Genomic DNA, 15,706 nt, shown 5'->3' with positions numbered 1-15,706 from the left:
AGAGTCTGCTCGATCGTCATGATGGTGCCTTTCCTTGCAACGGTTTTCGGATGCCCGGGAGATCAGTGCGACTGCGCGCCGGGGGAGTGGCGAATGCCTGACACAGAGGTAACCGGCCCCCGTTCCCGTCGTCAACCGGCACCCGGGCAACTAGCCGCATCGACGGGATGCGGACGGTCGCGCGCCGCTTTCCTATACAATCTGAATACTTCAATGGGGCAATAGAAATGGACTGCGATGGTTGCGCGGAGTGAGATCGGCGTCGGAGTGCTCGCCCGCGCGGTGGCGATCCTCGACGTCGTCGAGTCGAGCCCGATGGGCGCGAGCGACCTCGCCCGTGAACTCGACCTGTCCCTGTCGACCACGTACCGGCTGGCGACCGACATGGTCAAGCACGGCCTCCTTCGCAAGGATCAGGAAGGCCGCTTCTACCTGGGGCAGCGATTCGTCACCACGGCATTGAGCGACCTGGCGATTCCGGCGCTGCGGGAATTGAGCGAGGCGACAGGGGAATCCGCGCAGTTGTGGGTTCGCCGGGGTGAATCCCGTCTCTGCGCCGCGAGCGTCGATTCCCAGCACGAACTGCGGGTGGCGTTGCCCGTCGGAACGTTGGTACCGCTACCGCAGGGGTCGAGCGGACACGTGCTGTCCGGCGACTGGGAGGCCGACCCCGAAGCTGTGAAATCCGGTTGGTGGGTGTCGGTTTCGGAACGAACGCCGGGATCCGCGTCCATCAGTGCGCCGGTTCGCAGGCACGGCGAGATCGTGGCTGCCGTGTGCGTGTCGGGCCCCGAGGGGCGGATGGGGGAGAACCTGGGTGCGTCGATGGGCCGCGCAGTCGTCGCTGCTGCGCGGCAGATCGAGAAATCCGTTCCGGGCGACTGACTCGCTCAGGCGATGTCGAACGTGGTGACGTCCGCCGACCGATGTTGCTGCGCCAGTTGACGGTAGACCGCGGCGTTGGCGGCGTTGTGGGCCACCTCGTCGTCGGTCAGTTCGCGACGTACCTTCGCGGGCACGCCGGCGACGAGTGAGCGCGGCGGAACTCGCGTGCCCTCGAGGACCAGCGCGCCCGCGGCGACCAGCGACTGTTCGCCGATCACCGCTCCGTTGAGGACGGTGGCTCCCATGCCCACGAGGGCGCCGTCCCCCACGGTGCAGCCGTGCAGGACGGCGTTGTGCCCCACGCTGACGTCCCGGCCGACGACGACGGGGAAACCCGGATCGACGTGAACGGCCACTCCGTCCTGGATGTTGCTTCCCTCGCCGAGGGTGATGGAATCGCAATCGGCACGCAGCACTGCGCCGTACCAGACGCTGGTCTCGGCGCCGAGCGTTGCGGCGCCGATCACCGCGGCCGTCGGCGCGACCCATGTGGTCTCCTCCGCGCGCGGCGAACGTCCATTGATCGCAACGACGTGTGGTTCTCTCACCGTGTTCTCCTCCTGTCGAGCAGCCGATTCCTGCTGCATTCCGCAGCGTCCCGTCGTCCATTGTCCTGTGGCGCGGACTCCGGGCATTGCCAATTGTGACTGCTACCACTACCGTCATTCTTATCAAACGGGAATCTAACTGCCAAATAATGAGAATTAGCAGGTAGGACCCCAGTCGTCATCCGGTACAGATCGACGAGGGAGAACTCTCACATGCAGGTCCCAGAGAACGGCCCACTGCACGGCATCCGTGTGCTGGAACTCGGCAACTTCATCGCAGCCCCCATGGCGAGCCGCATCTTCGCCGACTTCGGCGCCGAGGTCGTCAAGATCGAGCGGCCGGGCGTCGGCGACGAACTGCGGGGCTGGCGTCGCCGCCGCGGCGCGACGTCGATGATGTTCCGCACCATCGCGCGCAACAAGCGGTCCGTCACACTCGACCTCCGGACCGACGAGGGTCGCGCGATCATTCTCGACCTCGCCCGGAAGTCGGATGTCGTCATCGAGAACTTCCGTCCCGGAACGCTCGAGCGCTGGGGAATCGGGCCCGACCAGCTGACGGCCGCCAACCCCGACATCGTGCTCGTGCGGATCTCCGGCTACGGACAGACCGGCCCGTACCGGGAGCGCACCGGATTCGGCGGCGTCGCCGAAGCCTTCGGCGGATTGCGGCACGTCACCGGCTACCCGGACCGTCAATCGGTCCGGGCCGCCGCCCCCATCGCCGACACGCTCGCCGGACTGCACGGCGCGATCGGCGCCCTGATGATGTTGCTGGCCAAGGCAAGGCAGGGCGATCACTCGACCCCGCGCGTCGCGGACGTGGCCCTGTACGAGTCGGTGTTCATGGCGATGGAATCCCTCGTTCCCGACTACGACGCGTACGGCATGGTCCGGGAACGGACCGCGGGCAATCTGCCCGGCGTGGTGCCCAGTGGCGTCTATCCGTGCGACGGTGGCTCCGTCATGATCGCCGGCAACTCGAGTGGCGTGTTCGGACGGCTGATGCAGGCCGTGGGTCGTGGCGATCTCGCTGACGACCCGGAACTGGCCGACGGTGATCAGCGATTCCGTCGTGAAGCCGAACTCGACGAGGCCATCTCGTCGTGGACATCGGTGCGTCGCCCCCACGACGTCGTCGCCGAACTCGGCGCCGCCGGTGTGCCCGTCGGCGAGGTCTACGACGCCGTGCAGATCGCCGACGACGAGCACTACAACGCCCGCGGCATGCTGCAGAGCCTGAAGGTGTCCGTCGACGGGGAACCCGAAGAGGTGCGCTTCCCCGGAGTGGTCCCGCAGCTCGACGGCGAACCCACGCAGATCCGCTGGGCCGGCCCCGAACTGGGTGAGCACACCGACGAGATCCTCGGCGGATTGCTGAATCTGTCGGGTGAGCAGCTCGACGACTACCGCTCTCGCAACGTCATCTGAATCGAAGGAGAATGAAATGTCAGTCACCATAACGGATGTCGTGCTGCGAGACGGACTACAGGACGAAGATGTGGTCGTCTCCACCGACCACAAGATCGCCGTCGCGGACACACTCGTCGCCGCCGGTGTGAAGCACATCGAAGCGGCATCGTTCGTCTCGCCCACACGCGTCCCGCAGATGGCGGACGCCGACGACGTCATCGCCCGGCTGCCCCGCACCGACCCGTCCGTCACCTACAGCGCTCTGGCACTCAACCCGCGCGGAGTGCACCGTGCGATCGCGACCGGCATCGACGAGATCCAGGTCGTGACGTCTGCCAGTGCCGGGCACAGCACGGCGAACACGGGCCGGAACCCGGACGAGGCGCTGCACGGACTTGCCGAGGCATTGCAGAAGTACCCGGACCGGAGTTTCCTCGGAGGTGTGTCGACCGCGTTCGTCTGTCCGTTCGAGGGCATCATCGCCCCCGCCACGCTGGTGCGGGTCGCGAGCGCGATGGCCGCAATGGGTGTGCGCCGGCTCGGGCTGGCCGACACGCTCGGAACGGCCACCACCGAGCAGGTGCTCGCATCGGCCGGGGCGGTACGCGACGCCCTCCCCGACATCGAACTGAGCCTGCACCTCCACAATGCGCACGGCCAGGCCCTGGGCACCGTGATCGCCGCGCACCGGCAGCTCGGCATCACGCACTTCGACAGCGCCATCGGCGGGTACGGCGGCTGCCCGTTCGCGCCGGGCGCCCACGGCAACCTCGCCACCGAGGAACTGGTCGCGCACCTGCACGCGCACGACATCGACACCGGGATCGATCAGCAGGCCCTCGGCGTCGCCGTCGACACCGTGAAACACGCTCTGGCCCAAGCTCGGCCCCTCACCGCAGTGTGATCTGCGAACTCACCCCGAAAGGCCGACCATGGTCTACGCAATCTCCATCGTCGCTCTGATCGCGATCTTCACAGTGGCGACACTCACCCCGATCAACATGGGCATCCTCGCGTTCGCCGGTGCGTTCGTCATCGGCGGCTGGGTGTCCGGGATCCCGGTCGAGGACATCATCGACGCCTTCCCCGGCAGCACGTTCATCATCGTCGGCGGCATCACGCTTCTGTTCGCCATCGCCAAGACGAACGGGACCATCGACCTCGTCATCGAGGCCTCGCTCCGACTCGTGCGCGGCAGGCGGTGGGCGATCCTGTGGATGATGTTCCTGCTGTCCGGACTGCTGATGGCCCTCGGGTCGGTCCTCGCGGTCGGCATGCTCGCCCCCATCGCGATGCCCCTCGCAGCGAAGAACAAGATCAACCCGTTCCTGATGGGCATGGTCATCAGCCACGGCGCCCTGGCCTGCGCGTTCTCACCCATCAATCTCTACGGCGCATTCATCAACGGACTGATGGACTCGACCGGCGTCGGGGCGAATCCCCTGGTCCTGTTCGCTCTGCCGTTCGTGCTCAACCTGGCCATCGCGATCGTGCTGTTCCTGATCTACGGCCTGGACCTGATCGGTCGCCGCACTCCGCGTCCCGTCGAGGAGACATCCGACGGCGGAGGATTCGGCGGTTCCTCACGTCGACCGTCCGGTGGCGTGACTCCGGGCAACGGCCCGGGCGGGAACACCGCGACCCTCACCGATCGTGAGGTCATCGAGGAGGCGCTGACCCACGAAGGCGTGAAGCCGGTGAAGATGAACCGGTACCGGTTCGCGACGCTCGCCGGCATCGGGTTCCTCGTCGTCGGGTCGGTCGCGTTCGGAATCGACGTCGGCGTCAGCGCGATCTGCATCAGTGCGGTGCTGTTGCTGATGGCGCCCAAGTCGCACCCCAAGGTCATCGACAACGTGGCATGGCCTGCCGTGGTGCTCGTGTGCGGGATGCTCACCTACATGGCGGTCATGACGCAGAACGGCACGCTCGACTTCCTCGGCGATGCGGCGTCGGCGCTCGGATCGCCGTTGCTGACCGCGTTGATCCTCTGCTACGCGGTCGCGATCATCTCCGCCTTCGGATCGTCGATCGGTACGCTCGGCATCGCGTTGCCCCTCGCCGCGCCGATGCTCGCGATGGGAGAGGTGGGCGCCGTGGGATTCGTCGCGGCCCTGGCATTCTCCGCGACGGTGGTCGACGTCAGCCCGTTCTCGACGAACGGCGTGATGGTGCTCGCCAACGCACAGGTCGAGGACAAGGGGCGCTTCCAGCGCAAGATGCTCGCCTACTGCGGTCTGATCGTGCTGTCGGCTCCCATGTTCGTCTGGGCGCTGGTCGTCGTACCCACATCCGTGTAGGGCGGCTCCGCCGTGCCGGTCACCGTTTCCCGCGGTGACCGGCACGTCTCACGGTGAGAGGACGGATGTGGTGAACTTTGTGTACTTTAAGTTTCATGTAATGGACTGTTGTCCAATAGTTTTCGATTCCACTGGGCGAAAAGTGCTGCCACAGTGACACATGCCACAAGATCACGTCCGTTTCGGGCGTTTCGTCGTTCTCCGCCCGTAAGGTGACGACATGTCGATCCTCGAGAACGAGAAAGCACCCCCATCCGGTGCCCCCGCCCCCGGACCGACCCTCGGCGAAAGGTTGCGAGATAACGCGCGATACGACCTACCCGCGTCGCTCGTCGTCTTCCTCGTCGCACTGCCGCTGTCGCTCGGTATCGCGATCGCGTCCGACGCCCCGATCATGGCGGGGCTCATCGCGGCGATCATCGGCGGTGTGGTGGCGGGTTCCATCGGTGGCTCACCGCTCCAGGTCAGCGGTCCTGCCGCCGGATTGACGGTGGTGGTAGCAGAATTGGTCGCCACATTCGGCTGGAAGGCCACGTGCGCGATCACCGTCGCGGCCGGATTCCTTCAAATCATCTTCGGACTCAGCAGAATTGCCCGTGCGGCCCTGGCCATCGCGCCGGTCGTGGTCCACGCCATGCTGGCGGGTATCGGAATCACGATCGCCCTCCAGCAGATTCACGTCCTACTCGGTGGCAGCTCGCACAGCTCGACCGTCGAGAACATCACTCAGCTCCCCGGCCAGCTGACGTCCGCCCGCTACGGCGACGTCCTCGTGGGATCGGTGGTCATCGCCGTCCTGCTGTTCTGGAAGAAGATCCCCGGCAAGCTGCAGGTGCTCCCCGGCCCGCTGGTCGCCGTCGTCGCCGCCACCGTTCTGTCCCTTGCCCTCCCACTCGACATCGATCGAATCACTTTGGACGGCTCCCTGTTCGATGCCGTGGCACTACCTTCGATGCCGGACGGCCCGTGGCTCGCAGTGGCCACCGGCGTACTCACGGTCGCGCTGATCGCGAGCGTCGAGAGCCTGCTGTCCGCGGTCTCCGTCGACAAGATGCACGGCGGCACGCGTTCGGAGTTCAACCGTGAACTCGTCGGTCAGGGCTCGGCCAACATGCTCTCGGGTCTCATCGGCGGCCTGCCGGTCACCGGTGTGATCGTGCGCAGTTCCACCAACGTGGCCGCCGGGGCGCGCACCCGGGCGTCCGCCGTGCTGCACGGCGTGTGGATCCTCGTCTTCGCCGCGCTGCTCACCGGACTCGTCGAGCAGATCCCGATGGCAGCGCTGGCCGGCCTCCTCATCGTGATCGGCATCCAGCTCGTCAAAATGGCTCATCTGCGGACGGCCCGGCGCACCGGCGACCTGTGGGTGTACGGCGTGACCGTGGCCGGCGTGGTCTTCCTGAACCTGCTCGAGGGCGTGATCATCGGTCTGGCACTCGCGGTGGTCCTGCTGTTGTGGCGGGTCATCCACCCCAAGATGCGGGCCGAACCTGTCGGCTCCGAGGATTCCGGGCGGTGGCGCGTGACCGTCGAGGGGTCGTGCAGCTTCCTGTCCATGCCGGCGTTGACGGGGCTCCTCGCGAAGGTGCCCGAGGGCGCGCACGTCACCGTGGAACTGGCGGTCGACTTCCTCGACCACGCCATGTTCGAGGCGATCGACGACTGGAAGCGTCACCATGAGCGGAACGGCGGAACGGTCGTGATCGATGCGCTCGGTCCCGTCGACATGGACGCCGTGGGCGCGTCGCCGCCGCGGCGCGGCATCGGTGTGGTGAGCCCCCGCGGGTTCGCCCCGTGGAAGAGCTGGCAGCCGCGGCACACCGACACCGAGGGGTCCACCACCACACCGGCGGCACTCCGGCCGGTCCTCGCGGGAGTGTCGGAATACCACCGGCGGAACGCGGCTCAGCTGCTCCCGCACCTCGACGAACTGCGGGACGGACAGCGCCCCGACTCGTTGTTCCTCACCTGCTCCGATTCACGCATCGTGCCGAACGTGATCACCAGCAGCGGTCCGGGCGACCTGTTCACGGTGCGCAACGTGGGCAACCTCGTCCCGACCGGGAAACAGGACGTGTCGGTCGAGGCAGGACTGGCCTTCGCGCTCGACGAACTCGAGGTCAGCTCGGTGATCGTGTGCGGCCACTCCGGCTGCGGCGCGATGAAGGCCGTGCTCGCGAGTGCACCGACCGAGACCGACGGGTCCGATCGCGACGCCGTCGAACAGTGGCTGACGTTCGCACAGCCGAGCCGGAACGCGTTCCTCAGCGGTCATCCGGTGGCGCGAGCAGCGGCCGAACTCGGATTCGACGAGGTCGACCAGCTGGGCATGGTGAACGTGGCGGTCCAGGTGCAAACCCTCGGACGCCATCCCCTCGTCGGTGCGGCGGCGGCCGAGGGCCGAGTACGCGTCGCGGGAATGTTCTTCGACATTCCGTCCGCCCGCGTACTCGAGATCACCTCGACCGGTGTGTCCTACCTGGACCATGTCCCCACATGATTCAGAGGAGATGGACCCTCTTGTAGAGGCGCTTGGACGGGCCGCCGACGAGGCCGACGCCATCGAGAAACTGCATCAACTTGGAACCGGACGTGCGAACGGTGTCCTTGTAGTGCTGGTTGTTCTTGGCCTCGGCGGCGGCCCGCTCCGGGTCGAGTCCGGCGTTCGCATACACGTCCTTGCGGATCATGCTCTTCATCACGAAGTACACGACCACCGCGGTGTTGAGCCGCTCGAACTGCAGCCGAGCCCAGCCGGCACCCTCGATGCGGCGGCCGACCTCTTCGCGGGCGAAGCGGATGTGGCGGGCCTCTTCGAGGACGTGGATCTTGCTGACCGTGCGGGTGACGGGCTGCACGCGCTCGTCCTTCATGAAGTCGCGCTGCATCATGTCGAGGATCTCCTCGGCGGCCATCACGCTGGCGTACGCGTTCGCGCCCCGGAAGAAGCCACCCCAGATGCGTCCGAGCTTGTGGATCGCGGGGTGCGGGCCGTAGCTCGGCATGTTGAGGCGTTCACCGGCGCGGGCGAACATCACCGAGTGGCGGCATTCGTCGGCCACCTCGGTGAGCGCGAACTGGACGTGGCGCGAGTGCTTGTCGCGGCCGTACACGTCGCGCAGGAGCATCTGCATGAGCAGGATCTCGAACCACAGTCCGACGCTGGACACGCTGGCGGCCTCGTGCTTGGTGAGCTCGATCTTCTGCTCTTCGGTCATCTCGTCCCAGAGGGCCGTGCCGTACAGCGTGCTCCACTCGGGGGTGAGACCGAACTTGTCGTCGGGAATCGGTGCTTCCCAGTCGACCTCGACCATCGGGTCGTAGGACTTGCGTGCCGACGACGCCAGCAAGCGCTGGGCGGTCTCTTCGCGGTCGGAGACGACGATCGATGCGGTCATCACTACCCCTTGCTCTGTGACTAGGCGGTCAACTAACTGTGACATTCAGTAACTGATACTGAACGATACAGCGACGGCCGTCACAAGGGCAACGTCCGCTCAGTCGACGTCGGCCAGTTCTCTCGGCGTTTCGGCCGTCGGCACGGAACCCTTCCGCCCGGGAGCCCACACCGCGAGCAGTAGCGACGCGGCGAACAACACGCAGGCCAGCACTATGGATGCCTCGTCGAAACCCTTCAGAAACGAATCCCGCGCGAACGTCGCCAACTGCTCGCCCTGTGGGCCCGCGACCTCGGCGACCTGCAGTGCCGCGGCCAGTGAACTCGACACCGGCTCCTTCGCGGCCTCCGGAACGGCGTCGACCGCCGGCTGCACGTGGGTGCCGTACCCCGCGGCCAGGACGCTGCCCGCCAAGGCGACGCCGATGGCCGAACCGATCTCGCGCGCCGTGTCGTTGACGGCCGACGCGACACCCTGCTTCGCGTCCGGGGTGTTCTGCACGATGGCTGCTGTCGCGGGCGCTGTGCACAGTCCGATACCGAAGGCGGCCACGATGAGCGGGACGCACACCTCCGCGTAGCTCGAATGCGCATCGAGCCGCACCAGCAAGAGGATGCCGAGGCCGAGCAATGCGGAACCGGACGCGAGCAGCGGCCGGAGCCCGACGTGCGGGATGAGCATCGGCATGACCGCGGACATCGCCACGACCGGCACGGCGATGGGGGCGAGCGCAAGAGCGGACTGCAGAGGGGAGTAGTTCAGCACCAGCTGCAGGTACTGGACGACGAGGAAAAAGAGGCCGAGGGAAGCCAGGAACTGCAGTAGGAGCGACATCGACCCGGAGCCGAAGGCGCGGTTGGCGAACAGTCGGACGTCAAGCAGGGGGCGTTTTCTGCGCAGTTCCACGAGGGCGAACGCGGCAGCGGCGGCGAGGCCACCGACGAGCAGTCCGAGCACGACGGGATCCAGCCAGCCGCGCTGCGGCGCCTCGATGGTTCCCAGGACGAACAATCCGACCGCGGCGGCAATCAACCCGGTGCCGGGCAGGTCCAGTGGTGGGCGTTCCGTCTCCCGGGAGGAGGAGATGGTGAAGCCCGTGACGAAGATCAGGGCGGACACCACGGTGAGGCTGATGAAGATGGCGTGCCACGACCACTTCTCGAGCAGGAGTCCGGAGACGAGCAGGCCCGCGATTGCGCCGGACCCCGCGACGCCCGACCAGATGCCCACTGCCCGGCCTCGGTGCGCGGGCGGAAAACCCGCCGTGAGCAGCGACAATGTCGCGGGCATCACGAGAGCGGCGCCGACGCCCGCTATCGCCCGGGAACCGATGATCCACTCGGGGCTGTCGTTCAGGATCGGAATGGCGGAGCCCAGGCCGAAGATCAACAGCCCGACCATGAGCAGCCCTCGCCGGCCGTACCGGTCGCCGAGCGCGCCCGCCGGAAGCAGGAGTGCGGCCAGGGTGAGGGTGTAGCCGTCGACGATCCACGTCAGCTGGCTCTGGGTCGCGCCCGTGTCGCGGGCGAGGTCGGGCAGGGCGGTGTTCAGTGCCGCCATCGCCGCGACGACGAGTGCGACAGCGCAGCACGCGACGGTCAGCATCCAGATCTGCCGAAGGGTCCAGCCGGTGGTGTTGCTCTGTTCGGTGTCCTGCGGTGGTGCGGAGTCCCGAGAGCGCACGATGTAGTCCTTCCGTGGAAGTAACGAGACTGTCAGTATCGTTGGTAGACTGACAGTTCACAAGAGGTCGGGCAGTGGCAGGAACGGGCGGTGCAGATGACCGAGCAGGATCCCCGCAGGCAGCGCTCTCGAGCGAGACTTCTCGACGCCGCGACAACTCTTCTCGCGAAGGGTGGCACCGACGCCGTGACGATCGACGCCGTCACCAAGCTGGCGAACGTGGCTCGGGCCACGCTCTACCGGCATTTCGGCAACGGCACCGAACTGGTCGCCGCGGCTTTCGGGCGGCTGATCCCACCCGCGCCGACCGTGCCCGCCGACGGCGACCTCCGCGACCGGCTGGTCGAGCTGATGGTCAGCCAGGCGAAACTCATCGAGAGTGCCCCCATGAACGTGACGGCCATGTGCTGGCTCGGCATGGGCCCCGCGTTGGACGACTACTCGAGCGCGGCCGCTGTCGAGTCGGACAAACCGGAACTGCGGACGCTGAGGCAGACCATCGTCGAGCAGTACCGGGCGGCGTTCGACCAGGTCTTCGGGACACCCGAGGCGGCCGAACGACTCGGCGAATTCGACTACGACCTCGCTCTCGCGCAACTCATCGGACCACTCGTCTTCACCCGGCTCGCGACCCTGACCCCACTGGGACGGACCGCGTGTGAGCAGATCGTCGACGACTTCCTCGCCGCACGCGCCGCCCAGGTCGCCGCCGGTCCCGCGAAGCCGACGCTCCTCGGGATATCGCCTGCTCAGGCATTGTGACGTCGACAGCTCCGCACGTCGTCATTACCGTGGCACCTGCGCGCGGCACCGGATGCCGCGCGTATCGAATGAATGGTGTGGGAAGGTTTCTCGATGATCACTGATGCACTCAACTGGCTCCTCGGTGCTTGGGGCGGCGTCGCCGCCGGCAGCAGCGGATACTCCATCCCGCCCGGAACCCTTCCCTTCGGAAGCTGACGGTCGCTAGGCGTCCCGGTCTCGACGCAGCACGAACTGTTCGAGTCGTCGAATCCCTCGAACGCGTCGTGGACGTAGCTGCTTGAGGTAGTAACCGGGAGCGTCGGCGAGTTCGTGGGCGAGCGCCTCGTCGATCAGCACCGTGCCGGGACGCGCCGAACCGGTGAGTCGCGCCGCGGTGTTGACGACGGAGCCGTAGAGGTCGCCGAACCGGACGAGCACCGGGCCCATCGCGAGTCCTACCCGCAGTTCGGGGTCCGTCTCGTCCGGCAGAACCTGCTCCCGCAACTGCAGGGCGATCTCCGCCGCATCGGCCGGCGACTCGACCGCGAACATCACCTCGTCGCCGACCGTCTTCACCACCCATCCCTGATGGCGGCCGATGACCGACGTCGACGCCGACTCGAATCGTTCCAGAAGGTCGCTCAGTTCCCGCGCGCCGAGCTGACGGGTCAGCGACGTGTACCCGACGATGTCCGCGAAACCGACCACCAGCTTCCGGCTCGCGACCTCCTCGCCGGGGTTCCCGACGTTGCGACCGGTGGTCGAGGCGATGTGCCTGCGCCACACGTACGCCTGCAACGACTCGACCGCCGGAAGGATCTCGGCGGTGAGTTCGCGCACCTGCTCCCGGATGGCCTGCTCGTCGCTGCCCGCGGACCCGGCGAGCTGATCGACGATGTGGGTGCTGATCAATGACACCTGCCATTCGGCGAGCCGCGACATCGACTGGCCGAGAGCACGAGCCGCCGCCACTTCGCGTTCCGGTGAGATGATCCCCTGGTCGACGAGCGACGCGATGGTGCGCAACGCGGCGGCGTCCCCCTCGGTGAACATGACGCCGTCCGGATCGGTGTCGACCGCGAAACCCATCGACACCCACAGGCGGTCCGCCCGTTCGAGGGATACCCCCGCGAAGTCGGCGATCTCGGCCCGCGTGTAGCGGCGGGGCCCGCCCAGAAGCGACTCCTCGAGATCGGCCTGGACGTCGCGGAGCAGGGTCGGTGAGATCTCCGTCGTCGTTGCGGTCTCGTCGCCGTTCTCCGGTGCTTCCGAGGTCACGTCGTTCCTCTCGATACTGTCGATCCGCACGCCTGGTCGCCGGTGCGTCCATCCCTCTCAATCTGCCACTGTGCGTGCCCGTCCGATGCGGAACCGTCGGTGGGGTGTGCGAGAGTTGCGGTGCTCACGAGCGTAACCAGGAGACAGACCAGAAAGGACAGCGCATGCCGCCCCGTAGACGTTCCGGTGCCGCCGCACCGGATCACCTGACCGCGGAGAATCTCGAGACCCTCGCTGCCGCGATCGCGGAAGGTAAGCGGGCCACCGTGTATCTGCGCGAGGCGATGCCCAGCCTCGGGCTCGAGGCCGGAGCCTCGGCGAAAGTTATCTCCGTGCAAGGCAATACGCTCTTGATCCGCCCCAAAGGCGTCGACGACGAGCTCCCCTTCGAAGCGGAGGAGCTTCTGATGAGACGAATTCCGGCCACCAAGCCTGCGCCCGCGCCCGCCGCCCCCGCGACGCCGGTCGTGCACCAGGAGATCGAACCCGGTCCGTCCCCCGCCCCTAAGACTCCCGCCCCCAAGACTCCGGCCGCCAAGACTGTCGCGACGCCTCAGCCCGCCGCCACCGCGGTCCCGAAACCCGCCGCGGCACCGGCCAAACGCACCAGCAAGAAAGTGCCCGCGGGAGTCAGCGTCACCATCCACGCCGGTGCCGACAACGACTGGAGCGTCACCGTCGCGCACGGAGCCAAGCGTCCCGGCAAGGCGGTCCCCGTCTCTCCGGACGCCGTCGAGCGCGCCGTCCGGGAACTCGGGGAGGAGACGGCGATCGAGGCCGTCGAGTCGATCATCGTGGCGGCACGCAACCTCGCGGCGGCCCGGGTGGACGAGCTGAGCCGGCAACTCGAGGACGCCCGCAAAGCACTGGAGGCACTCGGCGCCGTCGAGTAGCGCCCGGGTGAGCAACGGTCGCGGTCTCTACATCGGCATTCCCCCACGCAGGTCTTGCGCGGGGTGGGATTCTTATGGGGAGACACGCGGCCGTCGGGGCTCATCCGGGAAGGTTCGAAAAATGTTGAAACGATTCGCGGCGGTTGTTGCGGCGACAGCGGGAATTCTGGGATTCGTTGCGGCGGGGTCCGCGACAGCAGCTCCGGCCGCCGTCTTGGGGGGCGGTTCGGGGATCGTGGTGAACGACGAACTCGTCTGCTCACTCACTACCATCGGGCACGACAACGCGGGCCGGCTCGTCGGCCTGACAGCGGGCCACTGCGGTGAATCGGGCTCCTACGTGGTGCCCGAAGCCAGTCAGGACAGCGGCATCGTCGGAAAGTTCGTCGTCTCCAACCCCGCTCTCGACTATGCGGTGATCCAGTTCGACCCGGCGAAGGTCGTCCCGGTCAACAGGGTCGGCGGCGTCACCATCACCAACATCGGCGCACCGGCAGCCTTCCCGCAGGTGGCGTGCAAGGAAGGCCGCACCACGGGCAACACCTGCGGCATCGTCTACGGCGACCTCATGCAGACGGGGGAGACGTGGACCCAGGCCTGCGTGATCGAGGGTGACTCGGGCGCACCGATGGTCGTCGGCACCACCCTGGTGGCCATGGTCAACGCCTACCTCGCGGCACCGTGCATCGGCCCGGAGATCGGGACCAACCTCAACTCGATCATCGCCGACATGAACGCGAGCGGCGGCCCCGGCGCCGGGTTCCGGCCCATCTAGGCCCTCCGGGCTCGTGAGTGGTTGACGAGTCTCTGGACTCGTCAACCACTCACGGGCGCGAAGCGCCTACCCGCAGACGGCGCCGCCCGAGGCGGAACCGACGAGCTTCGTGTACTTGGCCAGGACCCCGCGGGTGTAGCGCGGGGGCAGGGGCTCCCACCCGTTCTTACGGCCGGCGAGTTCCTCTTCGTCGACGAGCAGTTCGAGGGTGCCCGTCCCGACGTCCAGTCGGATCTGGTCGCCGTCGCGGACGAAGGCGATGGGACCACCATCGACGGCCTCCGGTGCCACGTGGCCGACGCACAGGCCGGTGGTGCCGCCGGAGAATCGGCCGTCGGTGAGCAGGAGGACGTCCTTGCCCAGTCCGGCACCCTTGATCGCGCCGGTGATCGCGAGCATCTCGCGCATGCCGGGTCCGCCCTTGGGACCCTCGTAGCGGATGACCACGACGTCGCCGTTCGTGATGGTGCCGTCCTCGAGGGCGTCCATCGCGGCGCGTTCCCGTTCGAAGACGCGGGCGGTGCCGGTGAAGACGTCGGAGTCGAACCCGGCCGACTTCACCACCGCGCCGCCCGGGGCGAGGGAACCCTTGAGGATCGTGATTCCGCCGGTCGGGTGGATGGGCGAGCTCATCGCGCGGAGCACCTTGCCGTCGGGGTCGGGAGGGGCGATGGCCGACAGGTTCTCGGCCATGGTCTTGCCGGTGACGGTGAGGCAGTCGCCGTGCAGCATCCCGGCGTCGAGCAGGGCCTTCATGATGACGGGGACGCCGCCGATGTGGTCGACGTCCTTCATCACGTGCTTGCCGAACGGTTTGACGTCCGCGAGGTGCGGGACGCGGGCGCCGACGCGGGAGAAGTCGTCGAGTGTCAGTTCCACATCCGCTTCGCTCGCGATCGCCAGCAGGTGCAGGACGGCGTTGGTGGAGCCGCCGAACGCCATGACCACGGCGATGGCGTTCTCGAACGCCTCCTTGGTGAGGATGTCCCTGGCGGTGATGCCGCGGCGGAGCAGTTCGACGACGGCTTCACCGCTGCGCCTCGCGAATCCGTCGCGACGACGGTCGGTGGCGGGCGGGGAGGCGCTGCCGGGCAGCGACATGCCGAGTGCCTCGGCGGCACTGGCCATCGTGTTCGCCGTGTACATTCCGCCGCACGCGCCCTCGCCGGGACAGATGGCACGTTCGATGGCGTCGACGTCCTCACGGCTCATCAGTCCGCGCGAGCAGGCGCCGACCGCCTCGAACGCGTCGATGATGGTGACGTCGCGTTCGGTGCCGTCCGACATTTTGGCGACACCCGGCAGGATCGAACCGGCGTAGAGGAACACGCTCGCGAGGTCGAGGCGGGCCGCGGCCATCAGCATGCCGGGCAGCGACTTGTCGCAACCGGCGAGCAGCACCGACCCGTCGAGGCGTTCGGCCTGCATCACCGTTTCCACACTGTCGGCGATCACTTCACGGGACACGAGGGAGAAGTGCATGCCCTCGTGTCCCATCGAGATGCCGTCGGACACGGAGATGGTGCCGAACTCGAGGGGATACCCGCCCGCGGCGTGGACGCCGTCCTTGACGGCGTTCGGGAGCCGGTCGAGCGACAGGTTGCAGGGGGTGATCTCGTTCCACGACGACGCCACGCCGATCTGGGACTTTCCCCAGTCGTCGTCGCCCATGCCCACCGCACGGAGCATTCCGCGCGCTGCGGTCTTCTCCAGTCCGTCGGTGACGTCGCGGCTGCGGGGTTTGGGATCCGGGGTACTCATGTCTCCCAGCGTAGGCGGGACCCTCCGC

13 protein-coding genes are annotated in these 15,706 nt (G+C 67.3%); 8 read left to right on the top strand and 5 right to left on the bottom strand.

Annotated features, from left to right (window positions below; translation table 11 throughout):
• Nucleotides 1-237: 237 nt before the first annotated feature.
• A complete protein-coding gene (locus AZG88_RS00300) occupies nt 238-885 on the top strand; it encodes an IclR family transcriptional regulator (protein WP_005243949.1) in 648 nt (215 codons plus the stop codon).
• 5 nt (nt 886-890) lie between these two features.
• Here AZG88_RS00300 and AZG88_RS00295 read toward each other — a convergent pair whose 3' ends face one another.
• Nucleotides 891-1,433, bottom strand: coding sequence for a gamma carbonic anhydrase family protein (locus AZG88_RS00295; RefSeq protein WP_005243946.1), 543 nt, complete (start codon nt 1,431-1,433; stop codon nt 891-893).
• A gap of 213 nt (nt 1,434-1,646) precedes the next feature.
• On the opposite strand from AZG88_RS00295, the gene AZG88_RS00290 reads away from it, so the two are divergent.
• The 4 genes from AZG88_RS00290 to AZG88_RS00275 all read left to right on the top strand — a co-directional run bounded on the left by AZG88_RS00290 (nt 1,647) and on the right by AZG88_RS00275 (nt 7,646).
• Nucleotides 1,647-2,864 carry a CaiB/BaiF CoA transferase family protein gene (locus tag AZG88_RS00290; protein ID WP_005243944.1) on the top strand — a complete coding sequence of 406 codons (1,218 nt, stop codon included), beginning with the start codon at nt 1,647-1,649 and terminating at the stop codon, nt 2,862-2,864.
• A 16-nt stretch (nt 2,865-2,880) separates the two neighbouring features.
• Nucleotides 2,881-3,750 carry a hydroxymethylglutaryl-CoA lyase gene (locus AZG88_RS00285; RefSeq protein ID WP_061044089.1) on the top strand — a complete coding sequence of 290 codons (870 nt, stop codon included), beginning with the start codon at nt 2,881-2,883 and terminating at the stop codon, nt 3,748-3,750.
• A gap of 28 nt (nt 3,751-3,778) precedes the next feature.
• Nucleotides 3,779-5,146 carry an SLC13 family permease gene (locus AZG88_RS00280; RefSeq protein ID WP_061696769.1) on the top strand — a complete coding sequence of 456 codons (1,368 nt, stop codon included), beginning with the start codon at nt 3,779-3,781 and terminating at the stop codon, nt 5,144-5,146.
• A gap of 220 nt (nt 5,147-5,366) precedes the next feature.
• Nucleotides 5,367-7,646 carry a SulP family inorganic anion transporter gene (locus tag AZG88_RS00275; RefSeq protein ID WP_061696768.1) on the top strand — a complete coding sequence of 760 codons (2,280 nt, stop codon included), beginning with the start codon at nt 5,367-5,369 and terminating at the stop codon, nt 7,644-7,646.
• 1 nt (nt 7,647) lies between these two features.
• Here the strand turns inward: AZG88_RS00275 and AZG88_RS00270 are convergent, their stop codons facing one another.
• Nucleotides 7,648-8,544, bottom strand: coding sequence for an AurF N-oxygenase family protein (locus tag AZG88_RS00270; protein WP_025431939.1), 897 nt, complete (start codon nt 8,542-8,544; stop codon nt 7,648-7,650).
• 99 nt (nt 8,545-8,643) lie between these two features.
• Nucleotides 8,644-10,227, bottom strand: coding sequence for an MFS transporter (locus AZG88_RS00265; RefSeq protein ID WP_005243933.1), 1,584 nt, complete (start codon nt 10,225-10,227; stop codon nt 8,644-8,646).
• Nucleotides 10,228-10,317: 90 nt separating this feature from the next.
• Between AZG88_RS00265 and AZG88_RS00260 the strand changes: the two genes are divergently transcribed.
• A complete protein-coding gene (locus AZG88_RS00260) occupies nt 10,318-10,989 on the top strand; it encodes a TetR/AcrR family transcriptional regulator (protein ID WP_005243931.1) in 672 nt (223 codons plus the stop codon).
• Between the two features lie 204 nt (nt 10,990-11,193).
• On the opposite strand, the gene AZG88_RS00255 is transcribed toward AZG88_RS00260, so the two are convergent.
• The gene (locus AZG88_RS00255) at nt 11,194-12,249 is read right to left on the bottom strand and encodes an adenylate/guanylate cyclase domain-containing protein (RefSeq protein ID WP_005243927.1); all 1,056 of its coding nucleotides are present in this window, start codon (nt 12,247-12,249) and stop codon (nt 11,194-11,196) included.
• Nucleotides 12,250-12,413: 164 nt separating this feature from the next.
• On the opposite strand from AZG88_RS00255, the gene AZG88_RS00250 reads away from it, so the two are divergent.
• Both AZG88_RS00250 and AZG88_RS00245 read left to right on the top strand, forming a co-directional pair.
• Nucleotides 12,414-13,142 carry a DUF6319 family protein gene (locus AZG88_RS00250; protein ID WP_005243925.1) on the top strand — a complete coding sequence of 243 codons (729 nt, stop codon included), beginning with the start codon at nt 12,414-12,416 and terminating at the stop codon, nt 13,140-13,142.
• Nucleotides 13,143-13,263: 121 nt separating this feature from the next.
• Nucleotides 13,264-13,917 carry a S1 family peptidase gene (locus AZG88_RS00245; protein ID WP_005243923.1) on the top strand — a complete coding sequence of 218 codons (654 nt, stop codon included), beginning with the start codon at nt 13,264-13,266 and terminating at the stop codon, nt 13,915-13,917.
• A gap of 66 nt (nt 13,918-13,983) precedes the next feature.
• Here the strand turns inward: AZG88_RS00245 and ilvD are convergent, their stop codons facing one another.
• Entirely contained in the window at nt 13,984-15,678 is a 1,695-nt protein-coding gene (gene ilvD / locus AZG88_RS00240) for a dihydroxy-acid dehydratase (protein WP_061696767.1), read from the bottom strand.
• Between the last annotated feature and the right edge of the window lie 28 nt (nt 15,679-15,706).

Origin of the sequence: Rhodococcus sp. LB1, assembly GCF_001583455.1 — a bacterium.
GTDB classification, from domain to species: Bacteria; Actinomycetota; Actinomycetes; order Mycobacteriales; family Mycobacteriaceae; genus Rhodococcus_F; species Rhodococcus_F opacus.
Note: the sequence above shows the minus strand (reverse complement) of the source record. Positions and strands in the feature narration are given on the sequence as shown.

Coding starts and splice junctions, on each gene's coding strand:
- AZG88_RS00300 (WP_005243949.1), top strand. CDS start 238: ATGGTTGCGCGGAGTGAGATCGGCGTCGGAGTGCTCGCCCGCGCGGTG.
- AZG88_RS00250 (WP_005243925.1), top strand. CDS start 12,414: ATGCCGCCCCGTAGACGTTCCGGTGCCGCCGCACCGGATCACCTGACC.
- AZG88_RS00290 (WP_005243944.1), top strand. CDS start 1,647: ATGCAGGTCCCAGAGAACGGCCCACTGCACGGCATCCGTGTGCTGGAA.
- ilvD (WP_061696767.1), bottom strand. CDS start 15,678: ATGAGTACCCCGGATCCCAAACCCCGCAGCCGCGACGTCACCGACGGA.
- AZG88_RS00285 (WP_061044089.1), top strand. CDS start 2,881: ATGTCAGTCACCATAACGGATGTCGTGCTGCGAGACGGACTACAGGAC.
- AZG88_RS00245 (WP_005243923.1), top strand. CDS start 13,264: ATGTTGAAACGATTCGCGGCGGTTGTTGCGGCGACAGCGGGAATTCTG.
- AZG88_RS00280 (WP_061696769.1), top strand. CDS start 3,779: ATGGTCTACGCAATCTCCATCGTCGCTCTGATCGCGATCTTCACAGTG.
- AZG88_RS00270 (WP_025431939.1), bottom strand. CDS start 8,544: ATGACCGCATCGATCGTCGTCTCCGACCGCGAAGAGACCGCCCAGCGC.
- AZG88_RS00275 (WP_061696768.1), top strand. CDS start 5,367: ATGTCGATCCTCGAGAACGAGAAAGCACCCCCATCCGGTGCCCCCGCC.